The 13,818-nt window shown below is 61.7% G+C and carries 13 protein-coding genes and 2 pseudogenes; 6 read left to right on the forward strand and 9 right to left on the reverse strand.

Annotated features, from left to right (window positions below; translation table 11 throughout):
- Nucleotides 1-542: 542 nt before the first annotated feature.
- From B7R24_RS16305 to B7R24_RS16315, 3 genes are read left to right on the forward strand one after another with little or no spacing between them, the layout of a single operon-like run.
- The gene (locus B7R24_RS16305; RefSeq protein ID WP_116420043.1) at nt 543-1,139 is read left to right on the forward strand and encodes a recombinase family protein; all 597 of its coding nucleotides are present in this window, start codon (nt 543-545) and stop codon (nt 1,137-1,139) included.
- A 5-nt stretch (nt 1,140-1,144) separates the two neighbouring features.
- The gene (locus tag B7R24_RS16310) at nt 1,145-2,530 is read left to right on the forward strand and encodes a Mu transposase C-terminal domain-containing protein (RefSeq protein WP_116420044.1); all 1,386 of its coding nucleotides are present in this window, start codon (nt 1,145-1,147) and stop codon (nt 2,528-2,530) included.
- Nucleotides 2,530-3,339 (forward strand): AAA family ATPase, encoded by an 810-nt coding sequence (locus B7R24_RS16315; protein ID WP_116420045.1) that lies wholly within the window; start codon nt 2,530-2,532, stop codon nt 3,337-3,339. The genes B7R24_RS16310 and B7R24_RS16315 overlap by 1 nt, the downstream gene beginning before the upstream one ends.
- 222 nt (nt 3,340-3,561) lie before the next feature.
- On the opposite strand, the gene B7R24_RS16320 is transcribed toward B7R24_RS16315, so the two are convergent.
- Complete coding sequence (locus B7R24_RS16320; protein ID WP_116420046.1) at nt 3,562-4,263, reverse strand: CPBP family intramembrane glutamic endopeptidase; 702 nt, start codon at nt 4,261-4,263, stop codon at nt 3,562-3,564.
- 144 nt (nt 4,264-4,407) lie between these two features.
- Here B7R24_RS16320 and B7R24_RS17700 point away from each other — a divergent pair, with 144 nt between their 5' ends.
- Entirely contained in the window at nt 4,408-4,551 is a 144-nt protein-coding gene (locus B7R24_RS17700; protein WP_172582910.1) for a hypothetical protein, read from the forward strand.
- Between the two features lie 205 nt (nt 4,552-4,756).
- Here B7R24_RS17700 and B7R24_RS18205 read toward each other — a convergent pair whose 3' ends face one another.
- From B7R24_RS18205 to B7R24_RS16355, 7 genes and pseudogenes are all read right to left on the reverse strand, one after another.
- Entirely contained in the window at nt 4,757-5,605 is an 849-nt protein-coding gene (locus B7R24_RS18205; RefSeq protein ID WP_367302630.1) for an RHS repeat-associated core domain-containing protein, read from the reverse strand.
- Between the two features lie 173 nt (nt 5,606-5,778).
- A pseudogene (locus B7R24_RS16330) lies at nt 5,779-6,489 on the reverse strand (IS256 family transposase); the annotation flags it as partial.
- Nucleotides 6,490-6,548: 59 nt separating this feature from the next.
- Complete coding sequence (gene istB, locus B7R24_RS16335; RefSeq protein WP_216364032.1) at nt 6,549-7,349, reverse strand: IS21-like element helper ATPase IstB; 801 nt, start codon at nt 7,347-7,349, stop codon at nt 6,549-6,551.
- 47 nt (nt 7,350-7,396) lie between these two features.
- Nucleotides 7,397-8,725 carry a Mu transposase domain-containing protein gene (locus B7R24_RS16340; RefSeq protein WP_116420049.1) on the reverse strand — a complete coding sequence of 443 codons (1,329 nt, stop codon included), beginning with the start codon at nt 8,723-8,725 and terminating at the stop codon, nt 7,397-7,399.
- 132 nt (nt 8,726-8,857) lie between these two features.
- Nucleotides 8,858-9,505: pseudogene (locus tag B7R24_RS16345) on the reverse strand (IS256 family transposase); the annotation flags it as partial.
- Nucleotides 9,506-10,170: 665 nt separating this feature from the next.
- Nucleotides 10,171-11,085, reverse strand: a complete 915-nt coding sequence (locus B7R24_RS16350; protein ID WP_253259519.1) for a nucleotidyl transferase AbiEii/AbiGii toxin family protein — start codon at nt 11,083-11,085, stop codon at nt 10,171-10,173.
- Entirely contained in the window at nt 11,078-12,211 is a 1,134-nt protein-coding gene (locus tag B7R24_RS16355) for a type IV toxin-antitoxin system AbiEi family antitoxin domain-containing protein (protein WP_116420051.1), read from the reverse strand. Before B7R24_RS16355 ends, B7R24_RS16350 begins: the two co-directional genes overlap by 8 nt.
- Nucleotides 12,212-12,263: 52 nt before the next feature.
- Between B7R24_RS16355 and B7R24_RS18340 the strand changes: the two genes are divergently transcribed.
- Entirely contained in the window at nt 12,264-12,386 is a 123-nt protein-coding gene (locus tag B7R24_RS18340; RefSeq protein WP_301182497.1) for a hypothetical protein, read from the forward strand.
- Nucleotides 12,387-12,484: 98 nt separating this feature from the next.
- Here B7R24_RS18340 and B7R24_RS16360 read toward each other — a convergent pair whose 3' ends face one another.
- Nucleotides 12,485-12,712 carry a hypothetical protein gene (locus tag B7R24_RS16360; RefSeq protein WP_147304079.1) on the reverse strand — a complete coding sequence of 76 codons (228 nt, stop codon included), beginning with the start codon at nt 12,710-12,712 and terminating at the stop codon, nt 12,485-12,487.
- A gap of 799 nt (nt 12,713-13,511) precedes the next feature.
- Between B7R24_RS16360 and B7R24_RS16365 the strand changes: the two genes are divergently transcribed.
- Nucleotides 13,512-13,745, forward strand: coding sequence for an IS110 family transposase (locus B7R24_RS16365; protein WP_116420053.1), 234 nt, complete (start codon nt 13,512-13,514; stop codon nt 13,743-13,745).
- Nucleotides 13,746-13,818: the final 73 nt, after the last annotated feature.

Below are 13,818 nucleotides of genomic sequence, written 5' to 3' on the forward strand. Positions count from 1 at the left end.
GAGCCGCGGACCCGCCAACCACAAGTCCCAACACCAGAACACCAATAAGAAACTTTTTTGCTCGCATCGAGTACCCCTACTTGTAAGAAAAGCCCAACTGCGGACAAGCTATCTCGCAACACCGTCCAACACAGTCCGCACTATGGAGGACCGCCACTACCTCTGGTGTCGCTGCTGACCAAGCTGGGATCCGCCGCCTCGGAAGGCTTTGTCCGCACCAAAACTGTTGTGCAGGCGAAGGGCGAGTTCGCGACCAGGGTCTCCTGCCTCCCAAAGGTCGTTGAAGACGCAATGCCGAACAACGGCTACCGTCCAAGCACTCCGCTAGCTGGACAACAGGTGTCTCGAACACCTCGAGGTAGCCGCTTGTTGGAGGTGTACCAAATACGGTCGTATTCGCTACACCTCCTGGTCGATAAGACCATTGGCCGCGCCGCCGCATCTTGTCTGGACCATTCCAGAGCCGATTTGTAGCGAAACTCCGGCCCGTTTTCTATGGCCCGGTTCTTCCGGTCAAGTATGAGTTTCGATACATTCAAGGCATGGGTCATCTTCTCGGCTATGCACGCGTGTCCACCAGCGACCAGGACGCAGCGTTGCAGGTTGACGCGTTGAACGCGGCGGGCTGTTATCGGGTGTTCGTCGAAACCATGTCCGGATCCCTCCAGCACAGGCCCGAGCTCGACAAGCTCCTTGACCAGATCCGGCCGGGTGACACACTCGTCGTCTGGCGGCTTGATCGCCTCGGCCGTTCGATCCGTCACCTCATCGACCAGCTACACACCCTCGCTGAACGTGACATCGGGTTCCGGTCTTTGCAAGAGACAATCGATACGACCTCCTCCGGTGGCCGGCTCATCTTCCACGTCTTCGCAGCACTGGCGGAATTCGAACGCGACCTTATAAGGGAACGCACCAACGCCGGCCTGACTGCAGCAAGAGCCAGGGGCCGCACCGGTGGTCGGCCATCCCGGTTGACAGCCGACCAGGTGAAAACGGCTCGGCGCCTGTATGAGCAGCAGGACATGACCGTCGCACAGATCGGTGATGTCCTCGGCGTCAGTCGCACCACGATCTACCGGACTCTGAACCGGAACCCCGCCCCTGCAGCACCACGCCGGCCACGGCCCGCCGTGTAAATGTCATGGACGCGGGCGAGCGTTGGCAGATCCTTCGACTTCATATCGAAGACCAGATCCCCCTGACCGTCCTCGCCCGCGACACCGTTGTCGGGCTCCGCACCCTGGAACGGTGGAACGCCCGATACCGAACCGGGGGTATCGCCGCGCTTGACCCGAAGCGGCGTTCTGAGGCCGGGCGCCGGCGTACACCGGCTGAGCTGGTTGCGTTCATCGAACGTCTTGCTTTGACAAGGCCACGCCCAAGCATCGCCACTCTGCATCGACTTGTTCTCGCCGAAGCGCAACGGCAGGATGTGCCGGCGCCGAGCTACTCGACCGTTCGGGATATTGTGCAGGCCCTGGACCCGGCACTCGTTACCCTCGCGCTCGAGGGGCCCGCGTCGTACCGGGACCGGCACGAGCTCGTCTTCCGACGCCGCGCCGAACGGCCGAACCAGACGTGGCAGTCTGACCACACCGAACTCGACATCTCAATCATCGGAATGAACGGGAAACCCGATCGGCCCTGGCTGACAACAGTGATGGATGATCACTCCCGTGCAATCTGCGGATACATGGTCTTCACCGGAGCACCATCCGCGATGAACACCGCCCTCGCGCTCAGGCAGGCAATCTGGCGGAAAACCGACCCGGCATGGGCCATGTGCGGAATCCCCGACATCCTGCACGTCGACCACGGCTCCGACTTCACCAGCCACCACCTCGAACGCACCGCTATCGCCCTGCACGTCAGGATCATCCACTCGACCGTCGGACGACCCCAAGGCCGCGGAAAGATCGAACGCTTCTTCGGCACCATCAACACCGAACTCCTCAGCACCCTCCCCGGACACACAGGCCCCGGCGCCCGCACCCCCCAACCCGTCCTGAACCTCGCCGAGCTTGACCAGGCCATCGGCGCATTCATCGGCATCTACAACTCCCGGCCCCACAGCGAACTCGGGATCTCACCGCGCGACGCATGGGTCGCCAACGGGTGGCTACCTCGAATGCCCGACAGCCTCCAAGAACTCGACGGCCTCCTCCTCACCGTTCCGAAAAACCGGGTCGTGCAACGAGACGGCATCCACTTCCAAGGCCAGCGCTACCTCGCCCCCACCCTGGCACCCTTCGTCGGGCACACCATCACCATCCGCTACGACCCACGCGATATCTCCGAAATCAGGGTCTACGACAAAGACACCTTCATCTGCACCGCCATAGACGAAGCCCACCCCAACCTCCGACTCAGCCTCCGCGACATCGAAACAGCCCGCCGCGCCCGCCGCAAGCAGCTGCGGCGGGCCATCAACGATCGCATTCCGACGGTCGCCACCCACGAAACATCCCGCACACCTGCACCAGCGAAGCCACGTTCGCGGCTTCGCACCTACGAAGAGGACAGCTGATGAACCCCTCATTCATCGTCACGAAAGAACACCGACGCTTCACCGAGTTCGCGAACGTCGTCCGGAAAGAACACACCATCGGCATCTGCTTCGGCGACGCAGGCGTCGGGAAAACCATATCCGCCCGCCGCTACGCCTCCTGGGACCTCTTCGAACCACACATCAGCGCCTACGGCCCCATCGGAGTCGACACGAAACAAGCCGCCGCCGCGAACAAAGCCCGCACCGTGTTCTATACCCCAGAAGTTCTCTGCCGCCCCCGAACCCTCGCCACCGACATCGAACACCTCAGCTACAGCATCAACACCTACATCCGGAAACACGCAGAGTTCCGGGCCGAAACCCACGAGACGCCCCGTCAGCGGAAACCCATCAGCACAACCGAGCTGATCATCATCGACGAATCTGAACGCCTCACCCCCAACGCGATCGAGATCCTCCGCGACCACCACGACCGAACCCGAACCGCGATCATCCTGATCGGCATGCCCGGCATCGACCAACAATTTCGCCACTACCCCCAGCTCTACAGCCGACTCGGCTTCGCACACCACTACCGAACCCTCGCCAGCGAAGAACTCCTCTTCGTCCTCGACCGGCAATGGAAACACCTCGGCCAAACCCTCAACCCCGACGACTTCACCGACGCCCAAGCCGTCGCCGCCATCGAACGAATCACCCGAGGCAACTTCCGCCTCCTCGAACGCCTCTTCCCCCAAATCAAACGCGTCCTCGCCATCAACGAACTCGAAACCATCACCGACGACGTCATCGAAGCCGCCGCCAGTGTCCTCGTCATTGGCAACTAGACGACACGCAACGATCACAGAACACCGCCACTCTGCGCTGAAGTCCACAGAGAGACGTAGACCCGCGTCATTTCGCGGCTGCTGTAAGACTCCAGATCACTCCGTTGGACGATCGCCTAACGGAGTGGCGAACCCTAATGCCGTAGCTCAAGCCAACCGAACATCTCGACCCTGCTCTCCGAAGTCGAGGGGTGGGCGTCGAACTTGGAATGGATGTCAGAGTCAGCTAGCCGCAATCATGATCGCAAATATGGTTGCGTTATAGAGAATATGAGCAGCGACCGTCGCTCCTAGACGCCCAGTTCGTGTCGCGACCCAGCCCGCGACAAGGCCAAAGATGAATGTTTCGACGCCAACGGACACCCCCGAGTACAGATCATGGGCTTCATGAAGGTGAAGGCCAGCAAATGCCGCGGCCGAAATGATGATGCTTGTATTGATTGCAATCTCGGCGGTTCTTTCGGCGGCTGGCCGTCGACGCAGGATTGCGTTGCGTATGGCGCGCATCAAGAGACCACGTAGAGTCAACTCCTCAACAATGGGTGCTATAGCTACCCCAACTAGTCCCTGCAGGAGAACTATCCAAATTAGCGGGGATGCGACCGGCGAGGGTGGTTGAGCAAGGGCGCCGGAGTGCCGTAAAACCGCAGAAACAAGCCCGATAAAAAGGAGCATGCCGGCTGCGATGGCGGCACCAGTACCGAGATCCGCGCGTTTGATGACAAAGCCAAAATCGCGTGACAGCTGGCGCAGGCCCCGGCGGCGGGATGCAAATACAACGACGAGCAGAGTGCAGCCGTACCCGAGAAGGTTGCCTATGAATGCTACGGGATACGTAAATGCCGGTGGTGCAGCTCTCACTAGGGCCGGCAAGAGAAATCCGCTAGCTGCTATCAGCGATACAGCCAGCAATGCCTCAGGCATGCCCCACCGGACGGATAGGTGTGGGGAATACGACTCAGAGCTGTAGGGCAGTGGTGCCACTGAGGGTTTCGGTTCTTCACCTGGAGAGAGCACGAGTCCACAGTAGGTACGCGAAGCTGGAAGGTGGGAGGGAAGAAGAACTCCGTGAGCGATTCGACGCTGGAAACTCCGATGGTTTGTGCCGAGCGAACACCAGATGGAGGTGGCCTTGTCTGGGTGCTGTCCAGAGCACTGAGACTTCACGAAGTGATCTTATTTCTTTTTCCTATTCAAAATCAGGCCCATTGATCCGCCAAAAAGGATGACCAACCCAGCTAGCGAGAATGGTGGGAAAGACTCGGGACCGTCTATGGGCTGATGTATCTCGCCGAGCAGCACCTGGGCCAGACCCAAGAAGATGAAAATAATCCCAATGACCACAAATACACGACTAAGTCGGAGGGATGTCATTCAGCGCCGCTACATTCCGCGCGGATCTGAGGTTTTCTGAGCTCTAGCAAACCAGCCCACAGATCGTCGTGTAGTAGTTAAGGTCCGTCAGGTCAGTGTCGAGTTGATCTTCATCATTTTCCTGAAGGTAGGCGGATTCGAAGCCCGCAGCACAACCGATGATGGCACCGGCGACGGCGCTTACTCCAAGCGTCTCGACATCACCCAGTGCTGCGTAACCTTCGCCGACGATAACTCCGCCCAGGCAGCCATTGACATAATCTTGGTCCGCGTCAGTGCCGAGAGGGTCTGACAGGTTTACTGGATCGTCTGCAGCGTAGGCATACCGGTTGGCATTGGCGGGGTTCAGGGGTGCGTCAAGAGTGTCCTGCTGTGTGAACCGGCCGGTGGCGGGGTTGTACCAGCGCGCGCCGTAATGGACCCAGCCGGTTTCTCGGCTTTGTACGCCGCCCTTGAAAACGTACGGGTTTTGATTGATGCCGGATCCTGTGCCGCCGGCGGTGAGGGTGGGCGTACCGTACGGGTCGTAGGTATTGGCAAGAGCCGTGCTCGAGTAGTCGGTGAGAAGGCCAATGGGGCTTCCGGTGCCGTCGTAGACGTAGAGCGCTGCAATGTCATTAGAGGTGTGCAGCATGAGGGGCTGTCCGGTCTTCGGGTCGCTTTCGACGTACGCGGTGCCACCGTTGACGTTGTACTGCTCGATGATGGGCTGGCCTTGGGCATCAGATCGTCCGTAGGCGAGGTTGTAGGTGCCCTTCGGCCCGGTCTCGGAGAGGACTTCGTTCTGCCCGGTGCCGCCGTAGGTGTAGGTGATGGTGTTGCCGCCGATGACTGCTGAGGTCATTTGCTCGGCCCCGTTGTAGGCGTATGTCCCGTTGGGGTCGGCGGTCATGTTCCCGGTTCCGTCGAAGGTGTACCCGGAGGTGGTGATCTGGTTCGCGGCGTTCGCGGTGAAGGTCTGCGAGTCAGGGTTCGCGCCTGTCACGACAGCGGTAAGGCGGTTGCCCTTGGAGTCGTAGGTGTAGGTGTAGGTGTTCGCGCCGGTCCCGGTCTGCGCGACTTTCTTCAGTCGGCCCGCGGCGGGGTCTGTAACGCTAACGGTGTTTTCGGCGGTTTTCGTTGGTAGGTTTCCGGGGCCGGCCAGCGGTCGGCGAAGGTGATGGCGAACGCGTTCAGCGCGGGCTTCCATCGCATCGTCCATCGGGTGCGGCCTTGACCGGTTGGGTCAAGGCTACGAGTGACAAGATACAGGCATTTCAGCGCGGCCTGCTCGGTGGGGAAATGACCCCGTGCTCGGACCGCGCGCCGGTATCTCGCGTTCAACGACTCGATCGCGTTCGTCGAACAGATCACGGTACGAATCTCGAGGTCGTACGCCAGGAACGGTGTGAATTCTTCCCACGCGGACTCCCATAACCGGATGATCGCACCGTATTTCGTGCCCCATTTCTCGGTGAGGTCATCCAGTGCGGTCCTAGCCGCCTCCGGTGACGGTGCGGTGTAAATCGGTTTCACGTCACGTTTCAGCGCGTCCCAGTCCTGCTTGGACGCGAGCCGGAACGTGTTCCGCAGCAAATGGATGACACACGTCTGGACCGTCGCGAGTGGCCACACATTCCCAACAACCTCCGGCAGGCCCTTCAGCCCGTCGCAGGCGAGGAAGAAAGTGTCCCTGACACCACGGTTCTTGATGTCAGTGAGCACACTCATCCAGAACTTCGCACCCTCACCACCCGTCCCAGCCCAGAGCCCGAGAACATCTTTCTCCCCGGTGATGGCGCTCATCGAATATCCCCGGTTTTGCTCGTCGAAGTTCCCCGGGTCGCAGGGTCAGGTTAGCGGAAGTTTGTGCCGGTGTTGACACGTCTGAGTTCGTCTCCCGCGGCGGCATGATTGCGGAGCCGATAGGACGCCCCATCGAGGGTGACGACGACCGAGCGGTGCAGCAGGCGGTCGAGCATCGCGGCAGCGACGGTGGTGTCGCCGAGGATCTCACCCCAGGCTCCAACGGGCCGGTTCGTGGTGATCACGATCGACGTCTTCAGGTAACGCTGGTTGATGACCTGGAACAGCGCCGATGCAGCCTCCGCGGGAAGCGGAAGATACCCCAGTTCGTCAATTACAAGGAGGGTCGGGCCAGCAAAAAAGCGCATCACCGTGCCCCATTTGCCCTCGATCGCAGCTCTATGGCAGCGGGCGGCGAGCTCAGCGGCGGAGGTGAAGTAGACCCGGTAGCCGGCTTGGACCGCGGCGTGGCCGAGGCCTGTGGCGATGTGGGTTTTCCCGACGCCGGGCGGACCGATCAGCAGCACGTTCGTCGCCGTCTCCAGGTAGCGGCAGGTGCCAAGTTCGGCCAACAGCAACCGGTCGATGCCGGACGCAGCATCGAGGTCGAAGTCGTCCAACGTCGCCCCGGTGGGGAGGTTGGCGAACCGGAACCGGCCCGTCAGGCGGCGAGCGTCGGTGGCGGTGACCTCGATGGCCAGCAGGTGTTCCAGCGCCTGGGTCAACGACCAGCCTTCGGCGGTGGCCTGGTCGAGGACGCGCGGCAGGGCGTCGGCAGCATCGGCCAACTTCAGCTCGCTCAGGTGTCCTTTCAGTTGCTGGTAGATGCTCGCGGAAGCCGCTGCGGTCATCGTCGCTGCGGTCGCCGTCGTGCTGGTTGGGGGTGTGGTTGCGGTGTTCATGTGAGGGTGTTCCTGTTCTTCGCGGCCTGCTCGTAGGCGGCCAAATCGATCACGGTCGTGGTGGGCGTCGGCGTTCCGGCTAGCGCTGCGGCAGCGGCGCGGGCGTCGCCTCCCGGCGGGATGCGTTCCTTCTTGCGGTGCGGCCGCCCGGGCGGCGCCGAGGCCAAAGCGATGGCCTCCAGCGCGGTGACGTGGCCGCTGTCACGGATCGTTACCCCCAGGCCCGGTTCGGCGACCTGGTGGCGGGCCAGGACGACGCCGGAGATGGTGGCGATATCGATGGTGTTCACTCCCAGTCGCTGGTGGACGACTACGCGTGTTGCGGCCAGCTCCGGCGGCACGGAGTAGCGGTTGCCGCGCCAGTCGATCACTGCCTGCCGGGTCGCGATGCGCTCCTCGGTCACCACGACCGGGAACAGTGTCGGCGGCAACGGTGCCAGGCGCTCGGCTGCGAACATCGCTGCGGCGGTCGTGGTGCCGTCGCGGCCCTCGCGCTTGCGGCCGTCTTGGCCGGTGGCGAACTTCGTCAGCGACTGCTGGGCCTGCTCGGGGGTGAGCTCGTCGGCGAGGTTGCGCCACCACCGCTGCGCGGCGGTGTGGTTGTTTTTCTCCACCACACCTTTGCGGTTGCCGGACCGGGGCCGGCAGGCCACCACCGCCACGGCGTGGTGTTTGGAGAACGCGGCGAACATCGGTGTCAGGTCGCTGGTGCCGGCTTTCAATACCGTCGTCATCCGGTCAAAACGCCACGACTGGCTCACCCCGCCCAGCAACCCCAGCAGCACTGTCATCGCCGCCAGCAGGTGGGGCAAGTCCATCGACGGGGCGATTACGGCCCGCCAAACACCGGAGTGGGCGAGGGATCCGACGAGGACATAGGCCCGTTTCGTGGGGAAGGCCCACCCGTCCGGCGCATCGGGCATCTCGACCCAGTCGAACTGCGTCTCCTCCCCGGGCGGATGCTCGATGATCGCGTTCGGCCGCTTCGTCACGTGGGCGCAGGCCTTGCACTCCGGACGCAGTTTCCGGTCCCGCACCTGCCGCGTCAGCGTCGGATACGAGCCGGTGAATCCCAGCGGGGTCAGCTCGTCCATCAACGTCATCGCCCACAGGTGCGGGTCTTCGGTCAGCCTCGCGGTGACGTAGTCGATGAACTTCTCGAACAGGTCCGGCCCGACGCGGTTTCGGACGCCGGGGGCGCGGTCCCCGGCGAGGTAGGCGCGGATGGTTTTTCGGTCGTGGTCGGTTCGGCGGGCGATCTCAGTGATCGTCATGCCTTGTCTTTTGAGCGCGTGGATGTCCACGTCGTCCTCCTCTGTCAGCATGGAGGCAGGGCCTTTCTCGTACTGGTGCGTGGTCGAAGACCATCAGCATCGAGGAAGGCCCGCTCTCATGCGCGGAAGCGACCCGGAGTGGGGAATTTCAGCGAGCAGAACCGAGGAATTTCAGTGAGCGCCGTCACCGGCAAGGTTCACCCCGATCGCGGCATAGAACGGCCGGTTCGCGACCTGCCCGTCACGGATCTTGACCACGATCGCGTCGATGAAGATCGCCGCGTACACCTCGGACAGTGGTCGTGTGGACCACTCGTTCATCTCGTCGATGACCCTATCGGTGATCCTGGAGACCGTCTCCTTCGACACTGATGCGCCATAGATCTGTTCGAAATGAGCCGAGATCTCACCCGTCGTCAGTCCCTTCGCGTACAGCGACAACACGATCTCCTCGACCCCGTTCAGCCGACGCTGTCTTTTCTTCACTATCTGCGGCTCAAAAGTCCCATCACGGTCTCTTGGGACCTCGATCTGAACGTGCCCGGTCGCCTCGGTCAGCACCGTTTTCGGGCGGCTGCCGTTCCGCACGTTCGTGCCCTCACGATCCTCCGCGTCCCGGTGCTTCTCGTGACCGAGATTCTCAGTGAGCTCCTCGTTCAACGCCGCCTCGAGCACGTTCTTCGTGGACAGCTTCAACAAGCCGCCCGGGCCCGTCAGCGACAAGCCCTGCTCTTTCGCTAACCGCACCAGCTCCGCTGCCGCGGTAGCCTCCGCCGACCGGCCCTCCTGATCAATTTTCTTCTTCGTCGTCACAACATTAAGTGTCGTCATCACGGCACCTTCCCCGCCAGACTCACGCCCGACGCGTTGGGCCGAAAACACCGTTTAAGAGACAGTCCCAGGCAAACGGCTTCCATTTTGGTGCGAAAACATGAGGTATAAATGCGCTGATAATGGATATTACGTCAAGTAATCGCCAGAAGAGGCCCGAAAACATGCGGATCTGAAAAATGTCTCACCGATAATGTTGCCCTCTCGTTCGAGTGAAAGCGAAGCGCGGAGCGACACCGCAGTGTCGCAATCTAGCCTCGATCGAACCTCCGTATAGCCCAACGATCCGCAACGCTTTGGCTCGGCCAGTGCCAGTGCCAGTGCCAGTGACGATGACATCGCAGCTCCTCCCCCTTTGTAGCCACCTCATTAGCCGGGGTTTTCTCAGCTTCGCTGGGAGTCGAGAGCAGAGACGTTAGTTAATCTCGATGCCGTGGGAGTGTCTAATTGCCTGCAGCGCTGGGTGTGCTTTATCGATCAGGTCGGCGCTGATGGGCTGGATTTGGCTGCCATCGATAATGGCCCAGCATGCGAAATTTCCGAGCGCGACACGTATCGGATGCCCGCGTACAACGGTCCGCCCTCCGCATTGGTCTGGGTGTAGATCCGCCGGGACGGACCGCGGGTGAGGAGCCTGCTCGGACCGCGCACCACCTGAGCGGCTGTCATACCCATTTCATCGCCTTAGGATCCCAGGCGCCCGTTTCGACAGACCCACCAAGGACTGGGTCGATGAGGGCTTTCGCAACAGGAAGCGCCTCGGCCACCGTTGGGTAGTCGCTGAGAAAGTTGATCGGTTTGGCCAATTTGGCATAGCCCGCTCCCCAGCTCGCTGGTATCTGAAATTCGGCGGTGGAACCAAGCCCGCGGAGGATCATCTCTGTCGTGAGGGCAACGCGTAGGTCGTGGGCGTCGACGTCTTCATGAAGAGCGATCGTGATCAGGTCGACGAGGTCCTTTTCACGTGATGAGCTTTTATTTCCGCTTCCGTAGGTGTCGAGGGTGGCACAGACTTTATCGGCTATCTGGTCTGCGATTGGGTAGAGCATGTAGTCGTAGGTTCGAAGCCGTGGGAGGTGCAGCCTGTTGCTGGGGGTGCGCTTCTCGATCGGGCCGGTGGGTGTGTGTCCGGTGGCTAGATCGATAGAGATGCTCCCGCGTCTGTTCACGCCTATGAAGACATCGAACGTAAGGTTCACGCCCTCGGTGTACGGCTGGTTCTCGCCGCCGATCTGTTCTGTGCTGTTGGTCAGGACGAACCGGAAATGATCACCCAGGTCAATGCCTGCCAGTTCGACGAGTTCCGCGATTGCCGCATTCGTCTCGTACTGGCTAATGGCGAGGTCGATGTCTCGGGTGCTGCGGGCGTCCTTGATGCGGGCCAGCATCCCGGTGCCACCTTTGAGGATGAAGGGACTCGTTTCGATGGAGAAGATCCGGCACAGGAAACGGTCGTAGGTTGCTTGCCGTATCAGACTGTCCACACTGGGATTTGGTTCCCGTGCTGCAATCTGAGCTGCCGACTTGATCGCAGCACGGACAGCGCTGCCGTCTCCGTAATCGGCCTGCAGCTCACTCACCCTGCCCGGCCCCTCTCCGGTCTTCATGGTGATGCGCGGATGGCCGTGCGGTGACCTTCTCGACGATGCCCAGCGTCGCAGCCTGTTGCGCGAGCTGCTGGACGTGCTGCAGCGACTGGGTGTTTTCGGCGGTCATCGCTGCAGCAGGCAGGGACGCGACGAGACGGGAGACGTTCGCGGTTTCGGCTACCGCCTTCATCAGCTTGGAATAGTCAGGGAGCTGCGCCGAGAGGGTTGCAAGGCCGGCGTAATCGATGGATCCGAGAGTTTTCCTGATCGCTTCGCTAAAGTCGGGAACTGCGAACACGAGTTTGGGCATATTCAGGCGTACTTGAGCGAGAAGTTCCTCGAATTGAGCGAGCTTGGAGAAGTTGGGCAGCTGCGCGGCAACGGCTTGCTGCACAATCGTGTTCAGTTCGGGCCACGCTGTGGATTGCCACGCTTTACTTCGAACGATCCGTGTTGCCTGTGTCGTGGCGTCCACACCGCCGCGCTCGAGTAGATCTTCCAGGAAGCCAGCACCGTCGTTTTTGTCATGACCATTGCGGGCGGCGAAGGGACCCAGGATCTCGGCGAGCCGGTCGAGCCGAATGGGAGTTCTCCGTACAGCGTCCGCGAGAACATCGGCGACAAGGCTGGTGTCCTCTTTGTCCTGGACGAGATCAGCGACGGCTCGTTCTGGGGTGCTGACGGGCAGGCCGTGGACAATCGTGATGTCGTCCGGGCTGAGGGCGCGTTGCCGATACTGCACCTCGGATCGGTGCGACTGCCGCCGGATCTGGCTGAGGAAAACGTACGGCTCCGGTTGCAGATCCCCGATCTGATACAGGTACGTGGCAGTTGGACCGCCAACAACAGCGCCGTCGGCCCCATCGCCTATGCGTTGTTCCGCGGTTCGGGTGGGGTCAAGACTCAGCCACACAGCCCGAACATCATCGTATTCAGTCGGCGGGCTCCCAGCATCCCGGTATACCCCATGCGTGAGACGCTCCAGATGACCCGCCGCCGCGAGGCGCCCAAGCTGAAGCCTGGTGACGCCCCGAGCCGCCGCTTGCCCGGTCGTTAGCATTCCCCACTGCGCGGACGACAGACCCTCTAGGGTTCGAAGAGCCTCTGTCGCAGTCATTCTCTGATTGTATCACCGTAAGAGATACAATCAGAGAACAGAAAGAACTGGGATGTGTTTACGCAGGAAGGCCTACATCAATGCCGATGTCGATGGCGACGTGGCCGAGGAGCCTGCATCTACGAGATGGTTGCAGAAGACGCTCGCAGGTGTCGAGGGCGAAGTTGGCCAGTAGGAGCAGCAGGTCCCTGCGCAAGAGGCGGAGTAAACAGCTCCCGTATGTTCTAGAAGATCGGGGTCATAGCTCAGGAGGCTAACGCGCCCATTGTTCACCTACCGGTAAAGGCGCGCGTGAAGGCGTCGCACCTCGAGGATCCCGATGACGGTGATGGCTAGCGCTACGGCGCAGATCAGCGCCCATCCGACAATGTTTTGCCACTGGCCGTGGAACGCCGAATAGGTCTGTTCACCAGCGAGTGCGAACAGGAACAGGGCTGCCCCAAACCAGACCATGACGTTCGCCGCCAGGGCAGTTTTAGCGAGGCTCCCACGTTTACGCACAACCCCACGATCCCACCCCGGCCTGCAAGTTGTCCACCGACACCCGGCCTGCGTTCCGGTCCAGGGGCGTGACGGTGTCATTCCCGGACCGGGCAGGAGGGGTGGACGCCGAGAAGATCCGCGCCGCGATCCTTGACCTGTTCTGGGAAGGCGTCGCCGACGACATACAGATCACCGTCACGAGTTCCTGAAGACACGACGCAGCCCCAGGAGCGTGTAGCCCCGCCCGAGAACATCGGGCAGGGCTTTAACGTCTCCGCAGCAGCTCGGCAGCGTTTCGGCAGCGTGGGTGGCGGGTGGTTCGTCGGCTTCGCCGCCGCTGTCCTACCTGGACGGAGCCGCGTTGCGGCACTGTTGCCGCCCCGTTCGGGGCTTGTTGTTGTGCCGTGGATCCTTCGGAAGCGTACGGGCCTGTCCGTTCCGCGCAAGCAGCCCTTCGGGCTGCCGGCTCCTTCCGAGATTTCCGGCACGCGTTCGCCCTACGGCCTCTCTTATTTCGTGCCGAAATTCTCTCCTCCCACCGCCCTCCGGGTTGCACTGCACGGTCATTCCCTAGCGGCGGTAAACCGCCTCCCTTACAGTTTTTCTTGTGGATTCGGGGCCTTCGTAAGCTTTGAAACGCGCCAGGGGTCCCGGGTATGGCTGACTGCCTCCCGCCGCGTGACGGCATGCCGTGATTAGCCGCCCGGGATCCTGCAACGGCATGACCGCTCATTGAGAAACGCGACCACGTCGCCCTGTAAGGAACTGCCGGCACGGCCGTTGACGGCGCACCCACACCCACGAAAGGAACAACCGCGTGCCCCAGCTCTGGGCCGGTATCGACGCCGGCAAAACCGAACACCACTGCATTGTCCTGAACGCCGATGGAGCCAAGCTCCTCTCGAGAAGGTTCGCGAACCGGGAAGGCGAGATCCTCGCCCTGATGGGTGACGTTGCAAGTCTTCCCGGAGGAACTGACGTGGCCTGGGCCACGGACCTAAACCTCGATCCACCGACGTCGTTGAGTGACCCGGTGCCGCGGGCTCGCTGAGGGGTTCCGTGATGGTGGGCGCGGCGAAGCCGCGGGCCTTTCTGCCCGTGGTGTTCCACTTGGTCATCTTGTC

It is taken from the genome of Subtercola boreus, from assembly GCF_003399645.1.
Taxonomy (GTDB): Bacteria; Actinomycetota; Actinomycetes; order Actinomycetales; family Microbacteriaceae; genus Subtercola; species Subtercola boreus_A.

Coding starts and splice junctions, on each gene's coding strand:
- B7R24_RS16305 (WP_116420043.1), top strand. CDS start 543: ATGGGTCATCTTCTCGGCTATGCACGCGTGTCCACCAGCGACCAGGAC.
- B7R24_RS16340 (WP_116420049.1), bottom strand. CDS start 8,725: ATGCTGACAGAGGAGGACGACGTGGACATCCACGCGCTCAAAAGACAA.
- B7R24_RS18205 (WP_367302630.1), bottom strand. CDS start 5,605: ATGACCGCCGACCCCAACGGGACATACGCCTACAACGGGGCCGAGCAA.
- istB (WP_216364032.1), bottom strand. CDS start 7,349: ATGACCGCAGCGGCTTCCGCGAGCATCTACCAGCAACTGAAAGGACAC.
- B7R24_RS16310 (WP_116420044.1), top strand. CDS start 1,145: ATGGACGCGGGCGAGCGTTGGCAGATCCTTCGACTTCATATCGAAGAC.
- B7R24_RS16355 (WP_116420051.1), bottom strand. CDS start 12,211: ATGACTGCGACAGAGGCTCTTCGAACCCTAGAGGGTCTGTCGTCCGCG.
- B7R24_RS16315 (WP_116420045.1), top strand. CDS start 2,530: ATGAACCCCTCATTCATCGTCACGAAAGAACACCGACGCTTCACCGAG.
- B7R24_RS16320 (WP_116420046.1), bottom strand. CDS start 4,263: ATGCCTGAGGCATTGCTGGCTGTATCGCTGATAGCAGCTAGCGGATTT.
- B7R24_RS18340 (WP_301182497.1), top strand. CDS start 12,264: ATGTGTTTACGCAGGAAGGCCTACATCAATGCCGATGTCGATGGCGAC.